Raw genomic sequence first — 23,712 nt, forward strand, 5'->3', positions numbered from 1 at the left:
CGTTAATCTCCTTTCAGGCAGCTCGCATACTGGTTCGCAAGTCCGGTCATAAACTGCATATAGCTGTTTTTACCCAATGCGACTTCAATTCCCAGAGGATCTAAGGTGCCGGAGCGAACATTAGTGCCTCTGGCAACGGCGTTAATTACCGCTGGCCTGAATTGTGGCTCAGCAAAAACGCAAACCGCTTTATGCTCAACCAACTGTGTTCTGATTTCATGTAAACGCTGCGCACCAGGCTGTATTTCAGGGTTAACGGTAAAGTGGCCAAGCGGCGTTAAACCGTAGTGTTTTTCAAAGTAGCCATAGGCATCATGAAAAACGAAATACCCTTTTCCTTTCAGCGGTGCCAGCACGGAACCCACCTGTTTATCGGCGTCTGCTAAGCCTGACTCGAAATCTTTCAGGTTGGCGTCAAGTTTGGCTCGATTTTCGGGCATAAGTTCCACTAATTTATCGTGGATTGCAACCGCCGACAGCCGCGCCACCTCTGGGGAGAGCCAAATGTGCAAGTTGTATTCACCGTGATGGTGATCTGCGTCACTCTTTGCGCCATGATCGTGTTCATCGCCGTGCTCATGGTCGTCGTCGTCACCGCCTTTCATGAGCAGCGGTTTCACGCCAGCAAGCGCCGCCAGCTCAAGCTGTTTTTGCTCGGGAAGCTGACGCACAGACTTCTGCATGAAGGCTTCCATTTCAGGCCCAACCCAAACGACTAAGTCCGCGCCCTGTAAGCGTTTTACATCTGATGGACGTAAAGCATAATCGTGCTCAGAGGCGCCATCAGGCAGTAATACTTCTGTGCTAGTCACCCCATCGGCAATGGCGGAAGCGATAAAGCCCAGAGGCTTGATGGAAGCCACAACGGCGGCGTGGGTGCCGGTGACGGCAGAGCCCCAGAGGGCAGCGGAAAATGCAGCGAAAAGAAGTGTCTTTTTATGTAACATAATGCAACTTATCATCGTGATAACCAGAATAATTGTGATATTATAACATCCGCTAACTTATGCAACCCCTGAAATTGTCATGACAAATTTGGTTGAACTGGAAAATATCTCGGTCTCTTTCGGCCAGCGACGCGTGCTGGCCGATATCTCACTTGCGCTCAAACCTGGCCGTATTCTTACGTTACTGGGGCCAAATGGTGCCGGTAAGTCTACCTTAGTGCGCGTCGTGCTCGGGCTGGTCACACCCGACCAGGGCGTCATCAAGCGCGATCAGCATCTGCGTATTGGCTACGTTCCGCAAAAACTTCATTTGGACGCCACGCTGCCGCTCACGGTTAGTCGTTTCTTGCGCCTGCGCCCTGGGGTGAAAAAAGCTGACATCCTCCCGGCACTTAAACGTGTACAGGCCGCGCATTTGATAGATGCGCCAATGCAGAAGCTCTCCGGCGGAGAAAATCAGCGCGTTCTGTTAGCGCGCGCATTGCTTAATGAACCTCATCTGCTGGTGCTGGATGAACCCACCCAGGGCGTGGACGTCAACGGCCAGCTGGCGCTTTACAATCTGATTGACCAGCTTCGCCATGAGCTGAACTGCGCGGTGCTGATGGTTTCTCATGACCTGCACCTGGTCATGGCCAAAACCGATGAAGTGCTGTGCCTGAACCACCATATTTGCTGCTCAGGTACGCCAGAAGTCGTCTCCACCCACCCGGAATTTATCTCGATGTTTGGGCCCATCGGTGCCGAACAGCTGGGCATTTATCGCCACCATCATAACCACCGTCACGATCTGCAGGGTCGCATCGTTCTGCGCAGAGGGAATGGACAGTAATGCTTGAATTGTTATTGCCCGGCTGGCTGGCCGGGATTTTGCTCGCCTGTGCCGCAGGGCCGCTGGGCTCTTTTGTGGTCTGGCGTCGGATGTCTTATTTTGGCGATACGCTGGCTCACGCCTCACTGCTGGGCGTCGCGTTTGGCCTGCTGCTTAACGTGAACCCCTTTTATGCCGTTATCGTGGTGACGTTACTGCTTGCTATTGGCCTCGTCTGGCTGGAGAAACGCCCTCACCTCGCCATTGATACTCTGCTGGGTATTATGGCGCACAGCGCCCTGTCGCTCGGTCTGGTGGTGGTCAGCCTGATGTCTAACGTCCGCGTCGACCTGATGGCATATCTCTTCGGTGATTTACTGTCAGTCACGCCGCCGGACATTATCTCCATTGCCGCTGGCGTGGCCGTCGTGCTTAGCGTGCTTGCATGGCAATGGCGTAGCCTGCTGGCGATGACCATCAGCCCGGATCTGGCCCACGTGGACGGCGTCAATCTTCAGCGCGTGAAAATGCTGTTGATGCTGGTGACCGCCCTCACCATTGGCGTTGCAATGAAGTTCGTCGGGGCGCTCATCATTACCTCATTGCTGATAATTCCGGCCGCCACCGCACGGCGCTTCGCCCGCACGCCTGAACAAATGGCGGGCTTTGCGGTTCTCATTGGTATGATTGCCGTCACCGGCGGGCTGGCGTTCTCGGCGCTTTACGATACCCCGGCAGGCCCATCCGTAGTACTGGCCGCCGCTATGCTGTTTATTCTGAGCATGGCAAAAAAGCAGCCGGCTTAAGGCTCGCGTAGACACGAAAAAGGCGCCCTGAGGCGCCTTTTTTTTTGTGGAATATTCACGGCTGAGCCGGAGGAACAATCCCAAAGTGAGTCCAGGCCCTCGGCGTGGCAATACGCCCGCGCGGCGTTCGCTGCAGAAAGCCCTGCTGAATCAGGAACGGCTCCAGCACATCCTCAATGGTTTCTCGCTCTTCGCCGATAGCGGCAGCAAGGTTATCCAGCCCAACCGGGCCGCCGAGGAACTTATCAATTACCGCCAGCAACAGCTTGCGGTCCATGTAGTCAAAACCTTCGCTATCCACATTCAGCATGTCCAGCGCCTGTGCTGCTACCTCAGCAGTAATCGCCCCGTCATGCTTCACTTCGGCAAAGTCACGCACACGGCGAAGCAAGCGGTTGGCAATACGCGGCGTACCACGTGCGCGGCGGGCAACTTCCAGAGCGCCGTCCTCGCTCATCTCCAGCCCAAGCACGCTGGCGCTTCGCCCAACAATATGCTGCAGGTCGGCCACCTGATAAAACTCCAGGCGCTGCACAATGCCGAAACGGTCGCGCAGCGGCGAAGTCAGAGAGCCCGCGCGGGTGGTCGCGCCAATCAGGGTGAACGGAGGGAGATCGATTTTAATCGAGCGTGCAGCCGGACCTTCGCCAATCATGATATCCAGCTGATAGTCTTCCATCGCCGGATACAGCACCTCTTCCACCACCGGGGAAAGGCGGTGGATCTCATCGATAAACAGCACGTCATGAGGCTCAAGATTGGTTAGCATTGCCGCCAGATCGCCAGCTTTCTCTAACACCGGGCCGGAGGTAGTTCGCAAATTCACGCCCATCTCGTTGGCCACAATGTTCGCCAGGGTTGTTTTCCCCAGCCCCGGCGGGCCAAAAATCAGCAGATGATCGAGCGCATCGCCGCGCAGCTTGGCCGCCTGAATGAAGATTTCCATCTGCGAGCGCACGTGCGGCTGCCCGACATACTCTTCGAGCAGCTTCGGGCGAATGGCACGATCGATTAACTCGTCCTGGGTAATATTTCCTGGGGATACCAGGCGGTCTGCTTCAATCATCCTCTACCTCATAGCGCCGCGCGGAGCGCTTCGCGGATCAGGGTTTCGCTGTCGGCACCGGCACGGCCCACTTTGCTGACCATACGGCTGGCTTCCTGTGGTTTATAGCCCAGAGATACGAGGGCGGCAACGGCTTCCTGCTCGGCATCGTCCGTCTGGCCGTTATCCGGCGAGGTAAGCACCAGATCGGCCGCCGGCGTAAACAGGTCGCCATGCATGCCTTTGAAGCGGTCTTTCATCTCCACAATCAGGCGTTCGGCGGTTTTCTTCCCCACGCCCGGCAGTTTGATCAGGGAGCTAATTTCTTCGCGCTCGACGGCATTCACGAACTGCTGAGCCGACATCCCGGACAGAATAGCCAGCGCCAGTTTTGGCCCTACGCCGTTCACTTTAATCAGCTCACGGAACAACGTCCGCTCCTGCTTATTGTTAAACCCGTAAAGCAGCTGAGCGTCTTCACGCACCACGAACTGAGTAAACACCACCGCCTCTTTGCCAATGTCCGGCAGCTCATAGAAGCAGGTCATCGGCATATACACTTCGTAACCCACGCCGTTGGTTTCCAGCAATACCAATGGGGGCTGCTTTTCCAGAACGATGCCTCTGAGTCGACCTATCACATTGTGCTCCTGCGTATTTACGTTGATGCGCGAAAAAGTAACGCTATGATATAAAAAAGGCTGGATAGATATCCAGCCTTAATTATTTTAATCGCCCCCGCGCCAGATTAAGCCGCGATTCGCTCATCTGAACCGCGTTTTGCGTCACGTGGCAATGCGTAATGGCGATAGCCAGGGCATCCGCCGCATCCGCCTGAGGATTAGCCGGGAGCTTAAGCAGCGTGCGCACCATGTGCTGCACCTGGCTTTTCTCCGCGCTGCCTATGCCCACCACGGTTTGCTTTACCTGACGTGCCGCGTACTCAAACACCGGCAGATCAGCATTCACCGCTGCCACAATGGCCGCGCCGCGCGCCTGCCCTAGCTTAAGCGCGGAATCCGCATTTTTCGCCATAAACACCTGCTCGATGGCAAAATACTCGGGCTGGAACTGGGTAATAATTTCGCTCACCCCCGCGTAGATAAGCTTCAGACGCGAGGGTAAGTCGGCAACCTGCGTTCGGATACAGCCGCTGCCAAGATAGGTCAACTGCCGCCCGGTCTGGCGAATAACGCCGTAACCGGTGACGCGCGATCCCGGGTCGATGCCGAGAATAATCGCCATCACGCGTCTCCTGAGTACAGGTCAGATATTGGCTGCGCCATTAAAGGGTAGCCGCCACCTCGTCGGAGATCTCACCGTTGTGGTAAACCTCCTGCACATCATCACAATCTTCCAGCATGTCGATCAGACGCATCAGCTTAGGCGCGGTGTCCGCATCCATGTCTGCTTTGGTGGAAGGGATCATGGAAACTTCTGCGTTGTCCGCCTTCAGGCCCGCCGCTTCCAGCGCATCTTTCACAACGCCCATTTCTTCCCACGCGGTGTAAACGTCGATAGCGCCGTCGTCGAAGGTCACAACGTCTTCAGCACCGGCTTCCAGCGCTGCTTCCATGATCTGATCTTCGTCGCCCGCTTCGAAGGAGATAACCCCTTTCTTGGTGAACAGATAGGCTACGGAGCCGTCGGTGCCCAGGTTCCCGCCGCATTTGTTGAACGCGTGGCGCACTTCGGCAACGGTACGGTTACGGTTGTCGCTCAGGCATTCCACCATCACGGCAGAGCCGCCAGGGCCGTAACCTTCATAAATGATGGTTTCCATGTTCGCATCATCATCACCGCCCACGCCGCGTGCAATCGCACGGTTCAGGGTGTCACGCGTCATGTTGTTAGACAGCGCTTTATCGATAGCTGCGCGCAGACGCGGGTTAGACCCTGCATCACCGCCGCCCAGACGGGCAGCCGTTACCAGCTCGCGAATAATTTTGGTGAAAATCTTACCGCGCTTGGCATCCTGTGCCGCTTTGCGGTGTTTCGTGTTGGCCCACTTACTATGACCTGCCATAACAATCTCCAAAAGCGCCTGTATCAGGCGGCATCAATTACAAACTCTTCAATCGCCTGCCGGTTGCTCCATGACTTGGTCATCAGGGCCGCCTCTTCGGCGGGCACCCACTTCCAGGCCAGATGTTCGGTAATCGTAATCTGGCGTTCATGAGGCAGCGCAAGACAGAACCACGATTCCGTATTGCGCGTGATCCCCGGCGCATAGCGATGACGCAAATGAGTAAATATCTCAAACTCCACCCGGCGCTGGCAGTCAACTAACGGCAGCGGCTCATTGAGCACGTCGATAGCGACCTCTTCCTTTACTTCACGCCGGGCGGCATGCAGCGCGCTTTCCCCTTCTTCAAGGCTGCCGGTGACCGACTGCCAAAAATCAGGATCGTCGCGCCGCTGTAACATCAGCACCCGCTTCGTATCTTCTGCGTAAATCACCACCAGAACCGAAACGGGACGCTTATAAGGCATCAGTTTTTCTCTGCCTTTTTGATGACTTCAATCCCCAGCTCGGCAAGCGAAGCCGGGTTAGCGAAGCTTGGCGCTTCGGTCATCAGGCAGGCTGCAGCCGTGGTTTTCGGGAAGGCGATAACGTCACGGATGTTGTCGGTGCCGGTCAGCAGCATGGTCAGGCGATCCAGACCAAACGCCAGGCCTGCATGAGGCGGCGTACCGTATTTCAGCGCGTCCAGCAGGAAGCCGAATTTTTCACGCTGTTCCTGCTCGTTAATGCCCAGAATGCCGAACACGGTCTGCTGCATCTGGCCGTTGTGAATACGCACGGAGCCACCACCCACTTCGTAGCCGTTGATAACCATATCGTAGGCGTTAGCAATCGCGGTTTCCGGCTGAGCCGCCAGCTCTTCCGGCGTCATGTCTTTCGGCGCGGTGAACGGGTGGTGCATCGCGGTCAGGCCGCCTTCACCGTTGTCTTCAAACATTGGGAAGTCAACCACCCACAGCGGCGCCCATTTTTTCTCATCGGTAATCTGCAAGTCTTTACCGATTTTCAGGCGCAGCGCACCCAGCGCGTCGGCAACCACTTTTTTGCTGTCCGCGCCGAAGAAGATCATGTCACCATCGGCTGCGCCGGTACGTGCCAGGATAGCTTCCACGATATCCGCGTTCAGGAACTTGGCGACCGGGCTGGTGATGCCTTCAATGCCTTTCGCACGCTCGTTAACCTTGATGTACGCCAGGCCGCGAGCGCCGTAAATTTCAATGAACTTGCCGTAGTCGTCAATCTGTTTACGGCTGATTTGTGCGCCACCCGGCACACGCAGCGCGGCAACGCGGCCTTTTGCGTCGTTTGCCGGGCCGGAGAAAACTTTAAACTCAACGTCTTTGACCAGGTCAGCCACATCCACCAGCTCCAGCGGGTTACGCAGGTCCGGCTTGTCGGAACCGTAGCGGCGCTCAGCTTCGGCGAAAGTCATCACCGGGAAGTCGCCCAGGTCAACGTTAATGGTGTTGATCCACAGTTTGCGCACCAGGTCTTCCATCACTTCACGCACCTGTGGCGCGGTCATGAAGGACGTTTCAACGTCGATCTGGGTAAATTCTGGCTGACGGTCAGCGCGTAAGTCTTCGTCGCGGAAACATTTTACGATCTGATAGTAGCGGTCAAAGCCGGACATCATCAGCAGCTGTTTGAACAGCTGAGGAGACTGCGGCAGCGCGTAAAATTTGCCTTTGTGGACGCGGGAAGGCACCAGATAGTCACGAGCGCCTTCTGGCGTGGCTTTGGTCAGCATCGGAGTTTCGATGTCTAGGAAACCGTGGTCGTCCATAAAGCGGCGCACGAAGCTGGTAATTTTTGCGCGAGTTTTCAGGCGCTGAGCCATTTCTGGACGGCGAAGATCCAGGTAACGGTACTTCAGGCGCGCTTCTTCGGTATTAACGTGGTTGGAGTCCAGCGGCAGCACGTCAGAGCGGTTGATGATGGTCAGTTCGGTGGCAAACACCTCCACTTCACCGGTCGCCATATCTTTATTAACGTTGCGCTCGTCGCGAGCACGCACGGTGCCAACAACCTGAATACAGAACTCATTACGCAGTTCAGAGGCGAGCTGGAACGCTTCCTGACGGTCCGGGTCGAAAAACACCTGCACGATGCCTTCACGATCGCGCATATCAATAAAGATAAGGCTACCGAGGTCACGGCGACGATTGACCCACCCACTAAGCGTTACTTGCTGTCCCACATGGGATTGATTGAGCTGCCCGCAATATACTGTACGCATGAGATATCCCTTAATCAGCTGCACGCGACCCGCCACCTGCGACGGCAGGCGCTTTGGTGGCAGCTATTTCGACTGTCACAACTGGATGAAAAAAGGGGGCTATTATACTGGAAATAATGGCTGGCGATAACCCCGAAACCGCCGACTGGCGCGAATCACAGCGCCGGTATTGCAGATTCTCACAAAAATTAACAAAATTTGTAAACTCAGCAACCTGGCTTCCAGCGTAAGGTATTGACCCTAAACCCCAATGTTAACCGGAGTCACAATGACACAACTCAACGCATCTCGTACTGCCCTGGTGGTGATTGACCTGCAGGACGGCATTTTACCGTTTGCCGGTGGTCCCCACAGCGCCAGCGACGTCGTGGCTCGTGCAGCTCGCCTGGCTGAGAAATTCCGCGCCAACGGTTCGCCGGTGGTGATGGTGCGAGTGGGCTGGTCAGCCGATTACGCCGAAGCCCTCAAACAACCTGTTGATGCCGCACCTCCGGGCCATGCCCTGCCTGAAAACTGGTGGAGCTACCCGGCCGCGCTCGGTAAAAAAGACAGCGACATTGAAGTCACCAAACGCCAGTGGGGCGCGTTTTACGGCACCGACCTTGAGCTACAGCTGCGCCGCCGCGGCATCGACACCATCGTCCTTTGCGGTATTTCTACCAATATTGGCGTCGAGTCCACCGCCCGTAACGCCTGGGAAATGGGATTCTCGTTGGTTCTGGCTGAGGATGCCTGCAGCGCCTCCAGCGTCGAGCAGCATAATAACAGCCTGAAGTTTATCTTCCCGCGCATCGCCCTCGTTCGCAGCACCGACGAGATAATCGCTTCGCTATGATTTACATCGGCCTTCCCCAGTGGCAGCACCCGAAATGGAACCGGCTGGGCATCACTTCGCTGGAAGACTATGCCCGGCACTTTAACTGTGTGGAAGGCAACACCACGCTGTACGCTCTGCCAAAAGCGGAAATCGTACAGCGCTGGCGGGAAATGACAGGCGACAGTTTTCGCTTCTGTTTTAAATTTCCCGCCACCATTTCCCATACCGCCGCCCTTCACAACTGCGGTGACCTCACCGCCGAGTTTTTCGACCGTATGTCGCCGCTGGCGGGCAGAATAGGCCAATACTGGCTTCAATTACCGGCCACCTTCGGGCCTGGCGATCTCCCGGCGTTGTGGAATTTTCTGGATGGATTACCCGCTGACTTCACCTATGGCGTGGAAGTGCGGCACCCTGCCTTTTTCGACAAAGGTGCTGATGAACAGGCACTGAACCGTGGCCTGCATGAACGGAAAGTGAATCGTGCCATTCTCGACAGCCGCCCTATTCACAGCGCAGTGCCGCACAACGAGGCGGTGCGGGAAGCCCAGCGTAAAAAGCCCAAAGTTCCGGTGCATGCCATTGTCACAGCCGGTAATCCTCTGGTGCGATTTATCGGCAGCGACGACATGACGCAAAATGCCGAGCTGTTTGAAGTCTGGTTAAAAAAGCTGCCTGAATGGGCGACAAAAACAACGCCATACCTTTTTCTCCACACCCCGGACATCGCCCAGGCGCCGGAGCTGGTTCATACCCTGTGGCCCGCGCTGCAGCACGCTTTCCCTGAATTAGGTGCCCCGCCCGCCATCCCGCAGCAGGCCACTCTTTTCTGACCACTAGCGACAGCACTCCGCTTGCAAGCTATCATAGCCTGAGCCGTAACTGTTTCGACATGGAGTTAATATGGTAAGCGCGCTGTATGCGGTGCTGGCTGCTCTGCTGTTAATTAAGTTTTCGTTCGACGTTGTTCGCCTGCGCATGCAGTACCGGGTCTCCTACGGCGACGGCGGCTTTAGTGAACTCCAAAGCGCCATCCGTATTCACGGTAATGCGGTGGAATATATTCCCATTTCCCTGCTGCTTTTATTGCTGATGGAAATGGACGGCGCCGAAACCTGGATGGTGCATATTTGCGGTATCATGCTGCTGGCCGGACGCCTGCTGCATTACTACGGATACCATCATCGTCTGATCCGCTGGCGTCGTTCTGGCATGAGCGCCACCTGGTGCGCGCTGATGCTGATGGTGCTGGCCAACTTATGGTATATGCCGTGGGAGTTGGTTTTCTCGCTCCATTAACGCAAAATACGCCCCTTTCGAATTTCCGGATTTAACGTTATGTCTGACCGCGATACGCTGTTTTCCGCCCCGATAGCCAAACTGGGCGACTGGACCTTTGATGAACGGGTAGCCGAAGTCTTCCCCGATATGATCCAGCGCTCGGTGCCAGGTTACTCCAATATTATCTCTATGATTGGCATGCTGGCGGAGCGCTTCGTGCAACCCCACAGTCAGGTTTACGACCTCGGCTGCTCTTTGGGCGCGGCGACATTATCGGTACGACGCAACATTCATCACGATGGCTGCAAAATCATTGCCGTCGACAATTCCCCGGCCATGGTCGAACGCTGCCGCCGCCATCTGGATGCCTTCAAGGCGCAAACGCCCGTCGAAGTCATCGAAGGCGATATCCGCCATATCGCCATTGAAAATGCCTCAATGGTGGTGCTGAACTTTACGCTGCAATTCCTTGAGCCCGATGACCGTCAACTGTTGCTGAATAAAATCTGGCAGGGCCTGAAGCCCGGCGGTGCGCTGGTGCTTTCGGAGAAATTCAGCTTTGAAGATGCCGAAGTCGGCGAACTGCTGTTTAACATGCACCACGACTTTAAGCGCGCCAACGGCTACAGCGAACTGGAAATCAGCCAGAAGCGCAGCATGCTGGAAAACGTGATGCTGACCGACTCGGTCGAAACCCATAAAAAACGCCTCAAGCAGGCGGGCTTTGAGCACGCTGAACTGTGGTTCCAGTGCTTTAACTTTGGCTCTCTGGTAGCCGTCAAATCCGGAGAAGTCGCGTGATTGATTTCGGTAATTTTTATCAGCTGATTGCAAAAAACCACCTGGCCCCGTGGCTGGAAACCCTGCCCGCGCAAATTGCCAGCTGGCAGCGTGAATCCCTGCACGGCCAGTTCAAGCATTGGTACAACACGGTGAACTATCTGCCGGAGATGACGCCTCATCGTCTGGACCTCCTGCACAGCGTCACCGCTGAATCCGCCACGCCGCTGAGCGAAGGCCAGCAGCTTGGCATTGAAAAGCTGCTCCGTAACCTGATGCCCTGGCGCAAAGGCCCTTACTCGCTGTATGGCGTGGATATCGACACCGAATGGCGCTCAGATCTTAAATGGGATCGCGTCTTGCCGCATATTTCGCCACTTGCCGGGCGTACCATTCTCGACGTGGGCTGCGGCAGCGGCTATCACCTGTGGCGCATGATTGGCGCAGGCGCGCAGCTGGCGGTTGGCATTGACCCTATGCAGCTGTTTATTTGCCAGTTCGAGGCGGTGCGCAAACTGCTTGGAAACGATCAGCGCGCCCACGTTCTGCCGCTCGGTATTGAGCAACTTCCGGAGCTAAACGCCTTTGATACCGTGTTCTCGATGGGCGTGCTTTACCATCGCCGCTCGCCGCTGGATCACCTCTGGCAGTTGAAAAATCAGCTGGTCAAAGAAGGCGAGCTGGTGCTGGAAACGCTGGTGGTGGAAGGCGATGAAAATACCGTATTAGTGCCGGGCGAGCGCTATGCTCAGATGCGCAACGTTTACTACATCCCGTCCGCGCTGGCATTGAAAAACTGGCTGGAGAAATGCGGTTTTGTCGACGTGAAAATTGTCGACCATTGCGTCACCACGCAGGAAGAACAGCGCCGCACGTCGTGGATGATCACCGAATCGCTGGGCGACTTCCTCAACCCGAACGACAGCAGCAAAACCATTGAAGGTTATCCCGCTCCGCTTCGAGCCGTTCTGGTGGCCCGCAAGCCATAACCCATAAACAAAAAACCCGGCGCTGATTGCCGGGTTATTTATCTTCGCCATCGCTTAGCGATAAACCTGTGCGGTGCCACTCCACAGGCTGGAGTCGCCCGGTGTGCCCAGGCCAGTAATGTTAATTTTGCTGCCGCCGATTTTCTCCGCCTTTACCTGCAGTCGGTTGATAGCATCATCGGTGCTGCCGGACACGCCACGAATGGACACAACGCCAATTTGTTCCTGTCCTGCCGGGCTGCTGTTAAGCACTTCGGGCAGCGGTGCGGCAAAAGCGGCAGATGCAAAGACGGATGACAGAGCCAGGATCACAGTTGCAGTAATTTTTTTCATTTTTAATTCCCTCTAACATGGATAGTTGTCGGAGAGGATTATTCACCCCAGGGTGTTTTGTAACGTAAGTGACTGGCAAACGAAGTTAAACAATGTGTACAAAAAGTGAAGGAATAGTTACGCAACGCATCGCCGGTTACAAATAAAAAAAGCCCCAGCAATACGCCGGGGCCTGGTACGAGCAAGCATCATATTGGGCGACATGATGCGCGGTAGAAATCTTTTCAGCGCGGCGGGTTTGCGTCCACCAGCGCGTTTTTCATGGCCGCTACTGCATCTGCATCCACGCAGTAGCGATTAAACTCATCGGCTTCGGCATCGGCGCTCATCGACACGCCCGCTTTGCGATAGCGCATCGGAGAAGGTACCGACCGCCCTGCCGAGCTGTGAAGCTCCTCAATACCGTTTGCAACAAACTTATCGAGGTTGCTAAGACGCACGCCTGCGCCAGCCATAATAATTGGAGCACGGGAATGCTGTTTTAGTTCCCGAAGAAGTGAGATTCCCGCTTCGGCCGTTTGCTGCTGCCCTGAAGTCAGGATCCTTGCTACCCCTAACGCCGCCAGTTGCTCAAACGCCTGTAGCGGATGATGGCACATATCAAAAGCCCGGTGGAACGTCACGGCCATGCCTTCAGCAGCCTGCATCACCTGCTCCATTCGCGGTAAATCAATATTGCCGTCTGCATCCAGCATCCCGATAACAAGCCCCGGGAAACCGAGTTCACGCACAAACGCAATATCTTCAAGCATGGTGGCAAATTCGCCGTCGGTGTAGCAAAAATCACCGCCGCGAGGGCGAATAATCGGATGCACCGGAATCGACACTTTCTGTCTCACCTGACGCAGCACGCCAGCGGACGGCGTCAGCCCGCCTTCTTTAGGCCCCGAGCAGAGTTCAATTCTGTCCGCGCCGGCCTGTTCTGCAGTAACAGCACAATCTATTCCATAACAGCATATTTCAAGCAAAGCCATTGATTACTCCTGATAAAACCTGCAGTTCGCCGGTTGTGTCCCTGTCACCGAATGATAATCTTAAAAGAGGTTCACAAAAAGGTAGCGTACTATGGCATTCAATTTTGATGAATGGATCGACAGACGTCACAGCGACAGTTCGAAGTGGAATAAATTTGCTGAAAACGTGCTGCCCATGTGGGTTGCTGATATGGATTATCGCTCCCCGCCCTGCATCCTTGAGGCACTTCAGGCGCGCGTCCAGCACGGCGTATTTGGCTACGGCAAACGCCCGCATGAACTGACAGATGTCCTGACCGCAAGACTCGCCAGCCGCTACCAGTGGCGCATCAAACCTGAATGGCTGGTCTTTTTGCCTGGCGTGGTTTCCGGCCTGAATCTCTGCGTTCGAGCCTTTACCCCCGCCACTGAATCGACGATAGCCCCGACGCCGATATACCCGCCGTTTCGTAAAGCTTCCGAACTTGCCCGGCGGGCGCAGATTAATGCGCCGCTCAGGCTGAAAGAAAAACGCTGGATTCTCGAGCTTGAAGCATTAACGGCCAGCATGACGGGCAATGAAAAACTGCTGATGCTCTGTAATCCCCAGAACCCAGGCGGCACGGTTTATCGCCGTAACGAACTCGAACAGCATCAGGCCTTTGCACAACGCCACGATTTAGTCGTTTGTTCCGACGAAATCCACTGCGACTTATTGCTTGAGCCCGGCGTAACGCACATCCCCTTCGCGACCTTAAGTGAAGATGCGGCACAGCGTTCAGTGACGCTACTCTCCCCGTCCAAAACCTTTAATATTGCCGGGCTTGGCGCCTCGGTGGCCGTTATTCCCAACCCTGACCTGCGCCGCAAATTCAAAGCCGCGCGGGCCGGTATTGTTCCGGAGGTGGATATTCTTGCCCTGACGGCGGCGGAGGCTGCATGGCGAGACGGCGAGGCGTGGCTACAGGCACTGCTGGTTTATCTGCGCGCTAACCGGGATCGGCTGACGCAGGCCGTGAATGCCACGCCGGGTTTAACAATGATCTCACCGGAAGCGACTTATCTCGGCTGGATTGACGCGAGCGGATTAGGCGTAGAGAACCCGGCAGAATTCTTTCTCAATGCCGGGCTGGGCTTTTCTCCCGGCATAGATTTTGGTGAGCAACAATTTGTCCGCATCAATTTTGGCTGCACGGCCACCGTGCTCAATGAAGCTATCAGTCGCCTGCAAAACGCGGTGCGGCAGCGCTAATCAGTTGGCCTGTTCGCTGGCGACGATCTGCTCAATGCTCCAGGGATGGAATTTGATGGTCACTTTACCGTCGGTGACCGCGAGCGTTGGGTTAGGCAATCTTTCGCGCTCGCCTTTCGGGGAGCTGGTTTTCACTGAAATACCCGTTTCACGCAGCCCGGCGTCAGACAACAAGTCCAGCGCCCGCGCGTTAAGCGTTTCCGGCGCGCCCGGGAGTACAATCTCAACGTGCTCCCAGCCTTCATGCGGGTAACGTTTTTCACCGGGCCAGGGCAGTTCCACAACCGTAAACCGCCAGTGCTCGACGCATACTGGTTCATCGAGCTTGAATAAACAAATCGGACGGCCATTGATGATATTTTCACTCAGCAACGTGCCGCATTTTTCCAGCCCTGCGCGCCAGCGTTCGGCAGTCGCGTTCTGGTGGCAGCGCAAAGAAATGTGATCGGCATCCAGGGGCGCAATCTCCAGCCCAAGCCGGGTGGCAAGTTCTGTTAACGCTTTCGTAAACCCTGGCAGATCTGCCGAAATATCATGCAGTTCATCTACCGCCTGCCAGTGTGCCATGCCGCCATCCTCTTTTTTAGAAACCGCGTAATCTACCCTGTTCCTGGCAGGCCGCCAACTCCCCACCGGGGCCAAATGCCGATGAATGGTTATTCATTGCGCCGTTAATAATAATTGCGCCGCCCGCAAGCAAGGCTTTTGCTGACGTCAGAGCGCAAATAACGTTATACTCTCGCCCTGTTTCTTTCCTCATTTTTAGGCTGCCCTTGATGTGGCGGCCCAGTACAAATTGTAAGGTATCCCGGTGAATATTCAGTCTCTTCTCTCAGAAAAAGTCAGCCAGGCGCTGATTGCTGCAGGTGCGCCAGCGGACTGCGAACCGCAGGTTCGTCAGTCAGCAAAAGTCCAGTTCGGCGACTATCAGGCCAATGGCGTGATGTCCGTTGCTAAAACGCTGGGCATGCCGCCGCGACAGGTTGCAGAGAAGGTCATTGCTAACCTCGATCTGACCGGGATCGCCAGCAAAGTTGAGATTGCCGGCCCAGGATTTATCAACATTTTCCTCGACCCGGCATTTTTGGCCAAAAACATTGATGACGCCGTGGCGTCCGATCGCGTTGGCGTGAGCGTGTCTGAACCGCAAACTATCGTCGTCGACTACTCTGCGCCAAACGTCGCTAAAGAAATGCACGTGGGCCACATTCGCTCCACCATCATCGGTGACGCGGCCGTGCGTACCCTCGAGTTCCTTGGACACAAGGTCATCCGTGCCAACCACGTTGGCGACTGGGGCACTCAGTTCGGCATGCTCATCGCCTTCCTGGAAAAACAGCAGCAGGAAAACGCGGGCGAAATGGCGCTGGCCGACCTGGAAGAGTTTTACCGTGCGGCCAAAAAGCACTACGACGAAGACGAAGTCTTTGCCGAGCGCGCCCGTGGTTACGTGGTTAAGCTGCAGGGCGGCGATGAATACTGCCGTGAGATGTGGCGTAAGCTGGTCGACATCACCATGACGCAGAACCAGAAAACCTACGAACGCCTCAACGTGACCCTGACCCGCGATGACGTGATGGGCGAAAGCCTCTACAACCCAATGCTGCCTGGCATTGTGGCCGATCTGAAAGAAAAAGGCCTGGCGGTAGAAAGCGAAGGCGCGACCGTGGTGTTCCTGGACGAGTTCAAGAACAAAGACGGCGACCCGATGGGCGTTATCATCCAGAAGAAAGATGGCGGTTACCTGTACACCACCACCGACATCGCCTGTGCGAAATACCGCTACGAAACTCTGCACGCCGACCGCGTGCTTTACTTCATCGACTCCCGCCAGCACCAGCACCTGATGCAGGCGTGGACTATCGTGCGTAAAGCAGGCTACGTGCCGGAGTCCGTCACCCTGGAGCATCAGATGTTCGGCATGATGCTGGGCAAAGACGGCAAGCCATTCAAAACCCGCTCCGGGGGCACCGTGAAACTGACCGATCTGCTGGATGAGGCAATGGAACGCGCCCGCGGTCTGGTTGCGGCGAAGAACCCGGACATGCCTGCGGACGAACTGGAAAACCTGGCGAAAGCGGTAGGCATTGGCGCGGTGAAATACGCCGACCTGTCCAAGAGCCGTACCACCGACTACATCTTCGACTGGGACAACATGCTGGCCTTCGAAGGGAACACCGCGCCGTACATGCAGTACGCTTACACTCGCGTGCTGTCCGTGTTCCGTAAGGCCGACCTCGACGAAGCCGAACTGCTGAAAGCGAAGGTTGTCATTACCGAAGATCGTGAAGCTCAGCTGGCCGCCCGCCTGCTGCAGTTTGAAGAGACGCTGAATGTGGTAGCTCGCGACGGTACGCCACATGTGATGTGCGCCTACCTGTACGATGTTGCCGGCCTGTTCTCCAGTTTCTACGAGCACTGCCCAATCCTGAGCGCAGCTGACGAAACCACCCGTAACAGCCGCCTGAAGCTCGCCCTGCTGACCGCGAAGACCCTGAAGCTGGGTCTGGATACGTTGGGTATCAACACCGTAGAACGTATGTAAGTCTCAGACGTAGAAACAACAAACCCGGCCACCGTGCCGGGTTTTGTTTTTTAGGCGAATCAGACGTCGTCCGGAGAACAATGCATTAACACGCATACATCCCGGATGGCGGAAAAAGCGGCTTACTGCACGTAGTTAACGATGACCTGATTACTGCGCACCCGCAGTGGCGGGTACATCGAACCGCCGCCCGGCACTTCCCAGACAAAGCGCAACGGCTGATTCGCATCGGTGTTGGTCAGCCCGCGCGTGGTGCCGTTCTCCCCCTCAAGCGGGGTGCAATTAGTCGGCGAACACAGTTTGACGGTCAGTCCCGCAGGCGTCGGGCCGTCCAGCGAATAGGTCCAGGCAACCAGCGTCATTCTGCCGCTGACGGGCTGCATCGGTTTCAACGGCCGGGAGGAGGCCGACACGCCCCGGTTACTGAGGGTAACGCCAATGCCGCTGTCCTGCCACGAGCCCTCGCCCAACGCCAGCGCACCAAATGGCACCAGCAGCATCAAAAGTAACGCTTTCATTCTTTATTTCGCTCCGATCGTCGCCGTCATGCGGATGTTACGGTTGTCGGACAGCTCCAGGCTAGAGAGCACCACCAGCTGCGGCAGCGTTCTGCGCAAGAAGCGCGCCAGCAGCGGACGCAGGGCGTGGTTCACCAACAGCACCGGCGGTGCGCCCAGCATTTCCTGGCGCTGCAACGCATCCTGAGTCTGTTCCAGCAGGCGATCCGCCAGCCCCGGCTCAAGGCCGCCCCCGCCCTGCAGCGCCTGCAGCAGCAGACGCTCAAGAGACGCATCCAGGCCAATAACCTGCACTTCACCGGTGCCAGGGAACCATTGCTGCGTGATAGCTCTGCCCAGCGCCACGCGAACCACGGCGGTTAATTCATGCGGATCGCTCTGAATAGGCGCATGCTCCGCCAGCGTTTCGAGAATGGTGCGCATATCGCGGATCGGCACTTTCTCTTCCAGCAGGTTTTGCAGCACTTTATGCAGCGTAGTCAACGTCACCACCGCCGGGATAAGATCTTCCGTCAGCTTAGGCATTTCCTGCGTCACGCGGTCAAGCAACTGTTGTGCCTCCTGGCGGCCAAACAGCTCTGGCGCAAACTGCCCGATAAGGTGGTTCAGGTGCGTTGCCACCACGGTACTCGCTTCAACCACGGTAAAGCCCTGAATCTGCGCCTGCTCTTTCAGCGCGCTCTCAATCCAGATGGCGGCCAGGCCAAAGGCCGGATCAATGGTCGCCTCGCCCGGTAGCGTCCCTGCGGCGGTGCCGGGGTTAATCGCCAGCCAGCGACCTGGGTATGCATCCCCACTGCCGATTTCTACGCCCTTCATCAAAATACGGTAGCGCGCAGGGGGCAGATCCATATTGTCGCGGATATGCACCACCGGCGGCAGGAACCCCATCTCCTGGGCGAATTTTTTACGAATACTGCGAATACGGCCCAGCAGCTCACCGTCCTGCTGAAAATCCACCATCGGAATCAGGCGATAGCCCACTTCCATGCCCAGCGGATCTTCCAGCTGCACGTCATTCCAGGTCGCTTCCACGGCCTGATTATTTTCCGGCATCTTCACCGGCTGAGGCGCTTCCGGCGCGGCCATCTGGCGGCCACGCATCCACCAGGCCAGGCCCAGCAGTGCGGCGGTAAACAGCAGGAACACAAAGTTCGGCATACCCGGCACCATGCCGAGCAGCCCTAGCACGCCAGCGGCCAACAGCATCACGCGCGGGTTGTTGAACAGCTGAGTCACCATCTGCTCACCGACGTCCTGGTCGGTCGCCACGCGGGTCACGATCACACCCGCTGCGGTGGAAATCACCAGCGCCGGGATCTGGGCGACCAGGCCGTCACCGATGGTCAACAGCGTGTAGCTCTGTGCCGCCGCGCCCATCGCCATATCGTGCTGGATAACGCCGACCATCAGGCCGCCCACCACGTTAATCACCATGATGATAAGCCCGGCCACGGCGTCGCCGCGCACAAACTTACTTGCCCCGTCCATTGAGCCGTAGAAGTCCGCTTCCTGGGTCACTTCCGAGCGGCGTTTTTTCGCTTCTTCTTCACCAATGATCCCGGCGTTCAGATCGGCATCGATAGCCATCTGTTTCCCCGGCATCCCGTCCAGCACAAAACGCGCGCCCACTTCGGCGATACGCCCTGCACCCTTGGTGATAACCATAAAGTTGATGATAACGAGGATAATAAACACCACGATACCGATGGCGAAGTTGCCACCCACCAGGAAGTGGCCAAAGGCTTCAACCACTTTACCCGCCGCCGCCGCACCGGTATGTCCTTCCAGCAGGATGATACGGGTAGAGGCGACGTTCAGCGCGAGGCGCAGCAAAGTGGTAAACAGCAGAATGGTCGGAAACGCCGCGAAGTCCAGCGTGCGCTGGGTGAACATCGCCACCAGCAGCACCATGATCGACAGCGCGATGTTAAAGGTAAACAGCAGGTCGAGGACAAACGGCGGCAGCGGCAGCACCATCATCGACAGAATCAGCAGGATCAGTACTGGTCCCGCAAGAATTTGCCATTGCCCAGATTTCATGTTGCCCGGCAGGCGCAACATCGCAGCCAGATTAGCCATCGGAGTCCTTCTCGTTTGCAAAGTCCAGCGCCTCAGGCACCGGCAGATTTTCAGGTTTCTTCGGAATTAAGCCGCCCGCCACGCGCCAGCGGCGTAGCTGCCAGACCCAGGCCAGCACTTCCGCTACGGCAGAATAAAGCTGGCCGGGGATCTGCTGCCCAATTTCCGCATGGCGGTACAGGGCACGTGCCAGCGGAGGGGCTTCCAGCATCGGGATGCGGTTTTCATTGCCAATTTCTTTAATGCGCTGAGCGATCAGCCCGGCACCTTTCGCCAGAACTTTAGGCGCGCTCATTTTGTTTTCGTCGTACTGCAGAGCCACCGCATAGTGGGTGGGGTTAGTCACGATAACGTCAGCTTTTGGCACATCGGCCATCATGCGGCGGCGCGCAATGGCTCTTTGCTGCTGGCGAATACGCCCTTTAATGTGCGGGTCGCCCTCGTTTTGTTTGTACTCATCACGAATGTCCTGGCGAGTCATGCGTAACTTTTTAATGTGGCTGTAAATCTGGAAGAAGACGTCAAATCCCACCATCGGGATAAGGCCCAGAATCACCAGCAGGGCGCAAAGCGCCACCATGTTGAGCGCGCTGGCAAGGGCGGTCACCGGGGACTCACTCATCAAGCGCATCATCGCCGGCCAGTTGTGCCACAAATACCAGGCGGCCACGCAGCCCACCAGCACCGCTTTCAGCAGCGCCTTGAGCAATTCCGCCGCCGTCTGCATGGAAAACATCCGCTTAATGCCGGCAATCGGGTTGAGCTTGCCGAGATTAAACTTGATCGACTTGGCGCTAAAGTTCACGCCTCCCAGCAGCATCGGCGCGGCGATCGCGACAATAACCAGACCGGAGATCAGCGGCAGCAGCGCCATCACGGCGAGCTTAATCAAATGGCTGATCTGATTCACAATCAGGCTGGGGTCGTTAATGATTTTATGGTCAAAATGCAGGCCGTCAGACAGCATTGCACCGAGCATCTTGCCCAGCGACGCCCCGCCCATCCAGATAATGCACAGCCCCACCAGTAACATCAGCAGGGAAGTCAGTTCACGGGAACGCGGGATCTGCCCCTCTTCACGCGCCTTTTCAAGTCGGTGGGCCGTGGGGGCTTCTGTTTTTTCCTGATCGCTATCTTCAGACACCGCAACAATCTCGTGGCCGCATTTTCAAGGACAGCATGCCAGAGCACGGTTGGGCTAATAGAGGAATTACAAACGTTTTTGTACGTTTATTTTAACGTTAACGGGCGGCCTCCCCCACGCACGCGAGAGCGGCCGCCGCTATTTTAAAAGCCTAAGCTGTCCAGCAAATCATCAACCTGATCCTGACTTGCCACCACGCCGGCGGCGGTAGCATCAAGCTGCGGGCCGTTCAGCAAGCCTTCGTTCACGCGCTTGGCGCGAGCGTCCGGCTCCGGCATGTTTTCCAGCAGCACCATCAACAGCTGGCGTTCGATCTCCTGGATAACGTCCATCATGCGCTTGATAACCTGGCCGGTAAGGTCCTGGAAATCCTGCGCCATCATGATTTCCAGCAACTGGGCGTTGGTGAAGCTGGTGTGCTCCGGGACGTCTGACAGGTAGCTGCGGGTGTCGGTCACCAGTTCGCGCGCATCTTTCAGCTCGATCGGATTTTCAAACCATGCATCCCAGCGGCCGCTCAGCGCTTTCGCTTCGCTTTCCAGCTGGTTCTGGTGAGGCTGAGACAGCTCCACGCAGTTCAGGGCGCGCTCGGCGGCCTGCGCGGTCATCTGCACGACATAGTCCAGGCGATCGCGGGCGTCAGGAATAGCTTCAGCCGCTTCAGCAATAGCCTGGTCGAGCCCCAGCTCACGCAGGCTGTCGCGCAGCATGCGGGTCAGGCTGCCGATACGTGCAATGATATCGGTCGGTGAATGCTCGTGTATCTCTGTTGCCGGGTTTGTTGATGAGTGCATTTGCGCCTCCTTACATGCCGAGCTTTTCGAAAATTTTGCCCAGTTTCTCTTCCAGTGTTGCCGCAGTGAATGGCTTAACGACGTAGCCGCTTGCCCCGGCCTGTGCGGCTGCAATGATGTTTTCTTTTTTGGCTTCTGCCGTAACCATCAGCACCGGCATCGCTGACATTGCGCCGTCGGCACGAATGGTTTTCAGCAATTCCAGACCGTCCATGTTCGGCATGTTCCAGTCAGAAATCACAAAGCCGAAACCACCGGCCTGCAGTTTGTTCAGCGCGTCTACGCCGTCTTCCGCTTCTTCAACGTTATTAAAACCCAGCTCTTTAAGCAGGTTACGCACGATGCGGCGCATAGTTGAAAAGTCGTCTACGACCAGAAACTTGAGTTCTTTGTCCGCCATAAAATCCGGGCTCCTTCAGTTAAATACGTATTGCCTGTCCGGCACTAATTTTCGCCAGCATCTGCTGGCTAACCTGGCTTAAATCGACCACTTCGCTGACGCCACCGGAATTGATGGCCTCACGCGGCATGCCGAACACCACACAACTTGCTTCGTTTTGGGCGATGGTCCACGCCCCTGCCTGATGCATCGCCAGCATCCCGGCGGCACCGTCATTACCCATCCCGGTGAGGATCACGCCCACGGCGTTACGCCCTGCGTGTTTCGCCACCGAATGGAACAGCACATCCACGGCCGGGCGATGCCGGTTCACGGGTGGGCCGTCATGTAATTTGATTTGATAGTTAGCGCCGCTGCGCGCCAGCTCCATGTGCTTATCACCCGGGGCGATATAGGCATGGCCTGGCAGTACGCGCTCGCCGTCTTCGGCCTCTTTAACGCTGATCTGACACAGCTTGTTCAGCCGCTCGGCGAACGAACGGGTGAAGCCAGGCGGCATATGCTGGGTAATCAACAGCGCCGGGCTGGAAAGCGGCAGCGGCTGCAGCACATGGCGAATCGCTTCGGTGCCGCCGGTTGAAGCCCCAATGGCAATCAATTTTTCCGAGCTCAGCAGCGGCCCGGCCTTCAGCGTCGCAGGCACAGCGGCTGGCGCATGTGCGGCAATCTTAGCCCTGGCGGCGGTTCGCACCTTTTCAGCAATCATTTCGCTGTAGGCCAGCATCCCTTCGCGGATGCCAAGCTGCGGCTTGGTCACAAAGTCGATCGCACCCAGCTCCAGCGCGCGCAGCGTCACTTCTGAGCCTTTGCCGGTCAGCGAAGAAACCATCACCACCGGCATAGGCCGCAGGCGCATCAGCTTTTCAAGGAAGTCGAGGCCGTCCATTCGCGGCATTTCGACATCCAGCGTTAACACATCCGGATTGAACTTTTTAATCAGATCGCGCGCCACCAGCGGGTCCGGGGCGGTAGCAACCATTTCCATATCGCTATGACTGTTGATAATTTCCGTCATTATCTGCCGCATCAGCGCAGAGTCATCGACCGATAAGACACGTATTTTCGTCATGTTCTTTCCTTACTCAGGCCATAGACCGTCTGACCACGCAGCCAGAAGTCACGGCTGAGGTTACTGAAGTTCTCCGAATGCCCGGCAAACAGCAGCCCGCCGGGTTTCAGCAGCGGAACAAAGCGCTGCAAAATCGCCTGCTGTGTAGGTTTATCGAAATAAATCATCACATTGCGGCAAAAAATGGCATCAAATGGCCCCGGCACCGGTGCCTGCTTGTCCAGCAGGTTGATCGGCGCAAAATCAATATGATTCGACAGTTCACTGCGCACCCGGACCAGCCCCTCATGCGGCCCCGTGCCGCGCATGAAATAGCGCTGCATCTGTACCGGCGAAAGCGTTTTCAGCTCTTCCTGGCGATAAACGCCGCTTTGCGCTTTCTCCAGCACCTGGGTGTCGATATCGCTGGCAAAAACCTTCCATCGGCCCGCGCCGCCCCCAGCACATCCGCCAGGGTAATGGCGATGGAGTAAGGTTCTTCGCCGGTCGAAGCCGCCGCGCTCCAGACTTTATAGTCCCCGCTGCGTTTGCGGGCATGCTCCGCAAGGATCGGGAAATGGTGTCCTTCGCGAAAAAAAGCAGTCAGGTTAGTGGTCAGCGAGTTGATAAACGCCTGCCATTCGGCGCTGCTGGAGTTGGCCTCCAGCATGCCTAAGTAGCGGCCAAAATCATCCAGCCCCAGCAGACGCAGGCGGCGAACCAGACGGTTATAAACCATGTCCCGTTTGTGGTCGGCCAGCACGATACCCGCGCGCTGATAGATCAACTGGCATATCCGACGAAAATGCGCGTCGGACAGCGGCAGACGCTGTGTCATCTGTAGCATTAATGACTGTTGCCCGGTGGGCGTAGATGATGTCATAGCGCCTTCTTTATTCCCT

25 protein-coding genes and 1 pseudogene are annotated in these 23,712 nt (G+C 56.5%); 9 read left to right on the forward strand and 17 right to left on the reverse strand.

Annotated features, from left to right (window positions below; all coding sequences use genetic code 11):
• Positions 1 to 2 precede the first annotated feature (2 nt).
• Positions 3 to 947, reverse strand: coding sequence for a zinc ABC transporter substrate-binding protein ZnuA (gene znuA, locus LH86_RS17780; RefSeq protein ID WP_039304115.1), 945 nt, complete (start codon positions 945 to 947; stop codon positions 3 to 5).
• A 79-nt stretch (positions 948 to 1,026) separates the two neighbouring features.
• On the opposite strand from znuA, the gene znuC reads away from it, so the two are divergent.
• Positions 1,027 to 1,779, forward strand: a complete 753-nt coding sequence (gene znuC / locus LH86_RS17785) for a zinc ABC transporter ATP-binding protein ZnuC (RefSeq protein WP_008453942.1) — start codon at positions 1,027 to 1,029, stop codon at positions 1,777 to 1,779.
• Positions 1,779 to 2,564 (forward strand): zinc ABC transporter permease subunit ZnuB, encoded by a 786-nt coding sequence (gene znuB / locus LH86_RS17790; RefSeq protein ID WP_039304119.1) that lies wholly within the window; start codon positions 1,779 to 1,781, stop codon positions 2,562 to 2,564. Before znuC ends, znuB begins: the two co-directional genes overlap by 1 nt.
• Before the next feature lie 55 nt (positions 2,565 to 2,619).
• Here the strand turns inward: znuB and ruvB are convergent, their stop codons facing one another.
• The 6 genes from ruvB to aspS form a co-directional block, all read right to left on the reverse strand.
• Positions 2,620 to 3,630 carry a Holliday junction branch migration DNA helicase RuvB gene (gene ruvB, locus LH86_RS17795; RefSeq protein WP_039304124.1) on the reverse strand — a complete coding sequence of 337 codons (1,011 nt, stop codon included), beginning with the start codon at positions 3,628 to 3,630 and terminating at the stop codon, positions 2,620 to 2,622.
• An 8-nt stretch (positions 3,631 to 3,638) separates the two neighbouring features.
• A complete protein-coding gene (ruvA, locus tag LH86_RS17800) occupies positions 3,639 to 4,250 on the reverse strand; it encodes a Holliday junction branch migration protein RuvA (RefSeq protein ID WP_039304127.1) in 612 nt (203 codons plus the stop codon).
• A gap of 82 nt (positions 4,251 to 4,332) precedes the next feature.
• A complete protein-coding gene (gene ruvC, locus LH86_RS17805) occupies positions 4,333 to 4,854 on the reverse strand; it encodes a crossover junction endodeoxyribonuclease RuvC (protein WP_039304129.1) in 522 nt (173 codons plus the stop codon).
• Between the two features lie 40 nt (positions 4,855 to 4,894).
• Entirely contained in the window at positions 4,895 to 5,635 is a 741-nt protein-coding gene (locus LH86_RS17810) for a YebC/PmpR family DNA-binding transcriptional regulator (RefSeq protein WP_039304133.1), read from the reverse strand.
• A gap of 23 nt (positions 5,636 to 5,658) precedes the next feature.
• The gene (nudB, locus tag LH86_RS17815) at positions 5,659 to 6,102 is read right to left on the reverse strand and encodes a dihydroneopterin triphosphate diphosphatase (RefSeq protein WP_008453929.1); all 444 of its coding nucleotides are present in this window, start codon (positions 6,100 to 6,102) and stop codon (positions 5,659 to 5,661) included.
• A complete protein-coding gene (gene aspS, locus LH86_RS17820; protein ID WP_039294575.1) occupies positions 6,102 to 7,874 on the reverse strand; it encodes an aspartate--tRNA ligase in 1,773 nt (590 codons plus the stop codon). Before aspS ends, nudB begins: the two co-directional genes overlap by 1 nt.
• 268 nt (positions 7,875 to 8,142) lie before the next feature.
• Here aspS and LH86_RS17825 point away from each other — a divergent pair, with 268 nt between their 5' ends.
• From LH86_RS17825 to cmoB, 5 genes are all read left to right on the forward strand, one after another.
• Positions 8,143 to 8,709 carry a hydrolase gene (locus LH86_RS17825; RefSeq protein ID WP_039304136.1) on the forward strand — a complete coding sequence of 189 codons (567 nt, stop codon included), beginning with the start codon at positions 8,143 to 8,145 and terminating at the stop codon, positions 8,707 to 8,709.
• The gene (locus LH86_RS17830; RefSeq protein ID WP_039304139.1) at positions 8,706 to 9,524 is read left to right on the forward strand and encodes a DUF72 domain-containing protein; all 819 of its coding nucleotides are present in this window, start codon (positions 8,706 to 8,708) and stop codon (positions 9,522 to 9,524) included. Before LH86_RS17825 ends, LH86_RS17830 begins: the two co-directional genes overlap by 4 nt.
• 70 nt (positions 9,525 to 9,594) lie before the next feature.
• Positions 9,595 to 9,990, forward strand: coding sequence for an MAPEG family protein (locus tag LH86_RS17835; RefSeq protein WP_008453920.1), 396 nt, complete (start codon positions 9,595 to 9,597; stop codon positions 9,988 to 9,990).
• Positions 9,991 to 10,029: 39 nt separating this feature from the next.
• Positions 10,030 to 10,773, forward strand: coding sequence for a carboxy-S-adenosyl-L-methionine synthase CmoA (gene cmoA, locus LH86_RS17840; protein ID WP_039304143.1), 744 nt, complete (start codon positions 10,030 to 10,032; stop codon positions 10,771 to 10,773).
• Positions 10,770 to 11,741, forward strand: coding sequence for a tRNA 5-methoxyuridine(34)/uridine 5-oxyacetic acid(34) synthase CmoB (gene cmoB / locus LH86_RS17845; protein ID WP_039304146.1), 972 nt, complete (start codon positions 10,770 to 10,772; stop codon positions 11,739 to 11,741). Before cmoA ends, cmoB begins: the two co-directional genes overlap by 4 nt.
• 54 nt (positions 11,742 to 11,795) lie before the next feature.
• Here the strand turns inward: cmoB and LH86_RS17850 are convergent, their stop codons facing one another.
• Positions 11,796 to 12,074, reverse strand: coding sequence for a DUF1471 domain-containing protein (locus tag LH86_RS17850; RefSeq protein WP_008453915.1), 279 nt, complete (start codon positions 12,072 to 12,074; stop codon positions 11,796 to 11,798).
• Between the two features lie 224 nt (positions 12,075 to 12,298).
• Positions 12,299 to 13,048, reverse strand: coding sequence for a copper homeostasis protein CutC (gene cutC, locus LH86_RS17855; protein WP_039304150.1), 750 nt, complete (start codon positions 13,046 to 13,048; stop codon positions 12,299 to 12,301).
• A gap of 91 nt (positions 13,049 to 13,139) precedes the next feature.
• Between cutC and LH86_RS17860 the strand changes: the two genes are divergently transcribed.
• The gene (locus LH86_RS17860; RefSeq protein WP_039304153.1) at positions 13,140 to 14,279 is read left to right on the forward strand and encodes a MalY/PatB family protein; all 1,140 of its coding nucleotides are present in this window, start codon (positions 13,140 to 13,142) and stop codon (positions 14,277 to 14,279) included.
• On the opposite strand, the gene LH86_RS17865 is transcribed toward LH86_RS17860, so the two are convergent.
• Positions 14,280 to 14,846, reverse strand: a complete 567-nt coding sequence (locus LH86_RS17865; RefSeq protein ID WP_039304155.1) for a VOC family protein — start codon at positions 14,844 to 14,846, stop codon at positions 14,280 to 14,282.
• Between the two features lie 244 nt (positions 14,847 to 15,090).
• Here LH86_RS17865 and argS point away from each other — a divergent pair, with 244 nt between their 5' ends.
• A complete protein-coding gene (argS, locus tag LH86_RS17870; RefSeq protein WP_039304158.1) occupies positions 15,091 to 16,824 on the forward strand; it encodes an arginine--tRNA ligase in 1,734 nt (577 codons plus the stop codon).
• A 122-nt stretch (positions 16,825 to 16,946) separates the two neighbouring features.
• Here argS and flhE read toward each other — a convergent pair whose 3' ends face one another.
• The 7 genes and pseudogenes from flhE to cheR form a co-directional block, all read right to left on the reverse strand.
• A complete protein-coding gene (gene flhE / locus LH86_RS17875; protein WP_039304161.1) occupies positions 16,947 to 17,342 on the reverse strand; it encodes a flagellar protein FlhE in 396 nt (131 codons plus the stop codon).
• A gap of 3 nt (positions 17,343 to 17,345) precedes the next feature.
• Positions 17,346 to 19,424 (reverse strand): flagellar biosynthesis protein FlhA, encoded by a 2,079-nt coding sequence (flhA, locus tag LH86_RS17880; RefSeq protein ID WP_039304164.1) that lies wholly within the window; start codon positions 19,422 to 19,424, stop codon positions 17,346 to 17,348.
• Positions 19,417 to 20,568 carry a flagellar biosynthesis protein FlhB gene (gene flhB, locus LH86_RS17885; protein WP_008453902.1) on the reverse strand — a complete coding sequence of 384 codons (1,152 nt, stop codon included), beginning with the start codon at positions 20,566 to 20,568 and terminating at the stop codon, positions 19,417 to 19,419. Before flhB ends, flhA begins: the two co-directional genes overlap by 8 nt.
• A 143-nt stretch (positions 20,569 to 20,711) precedes the next feature.
• The gene (gene cheZ, locus LH86_RS17890) at positions 20,712 to 21,362 is read right to left on the reverse strand and encodes a protein phosphatase CheZ (protein ID WP_039304167.1); all 651 of its coding nucleotides are present in this window, start codon (positions 21,360 to 21,362) and stop codon (positions 20,712 to 20,714) included.
• 10 nt (positions 21,363 to 21,372) lie between these two features.
• On the reverse strand, positions 21,373 to 21,762 hold the full coding sequence (cheY, locus tag LH86_RS17895; protein ID WP_008453900.1) for a chemotaxis response regulator CheY: 390 nt from the start codon (positions 21,760 to 21,762) through the stop codon (positions 21,373 to 21,375).
• Positions 21,763 to 21,781: 19 nt separating this feature from the next.
• The gene (locus tag LH86_RS17900; protein ID WP_039294605.1) at positions 21,782 to 22,831 is read right to left on the reverse strand and encodes a protein-glutamate methylesterase/protein-glutamine glutaminase; all 1,050 of its coding nucleotides are present in this window, start codon (positions 22,829 to 22,831) and stop codon (positions 21,782 to 21,784) included.
• Positions 22,828 to 23,693 (reverse strand): annotated as a pseudogene (gene cheR / locus LH86_RS17905) (protein-glutamate O-methyltransferase CheR). The gene LH86_RS17900 and the pseudogene cheR overlap by 4 nt, the downstream one beginning before the upstream one ends.
• Positions 23,694 to 23,712 lie beyond the last annotated feature (19 nt).

Source organism: Cedecea neteri, from assembly GCF_000758325.1.
Taxonomy (GTDB): Bacteria; Pseudomonadota; Gammaproteobacteria; order Enterobacterales; family Enterobacteriaceae; genus Cedecea; species Cedecea neteri_B.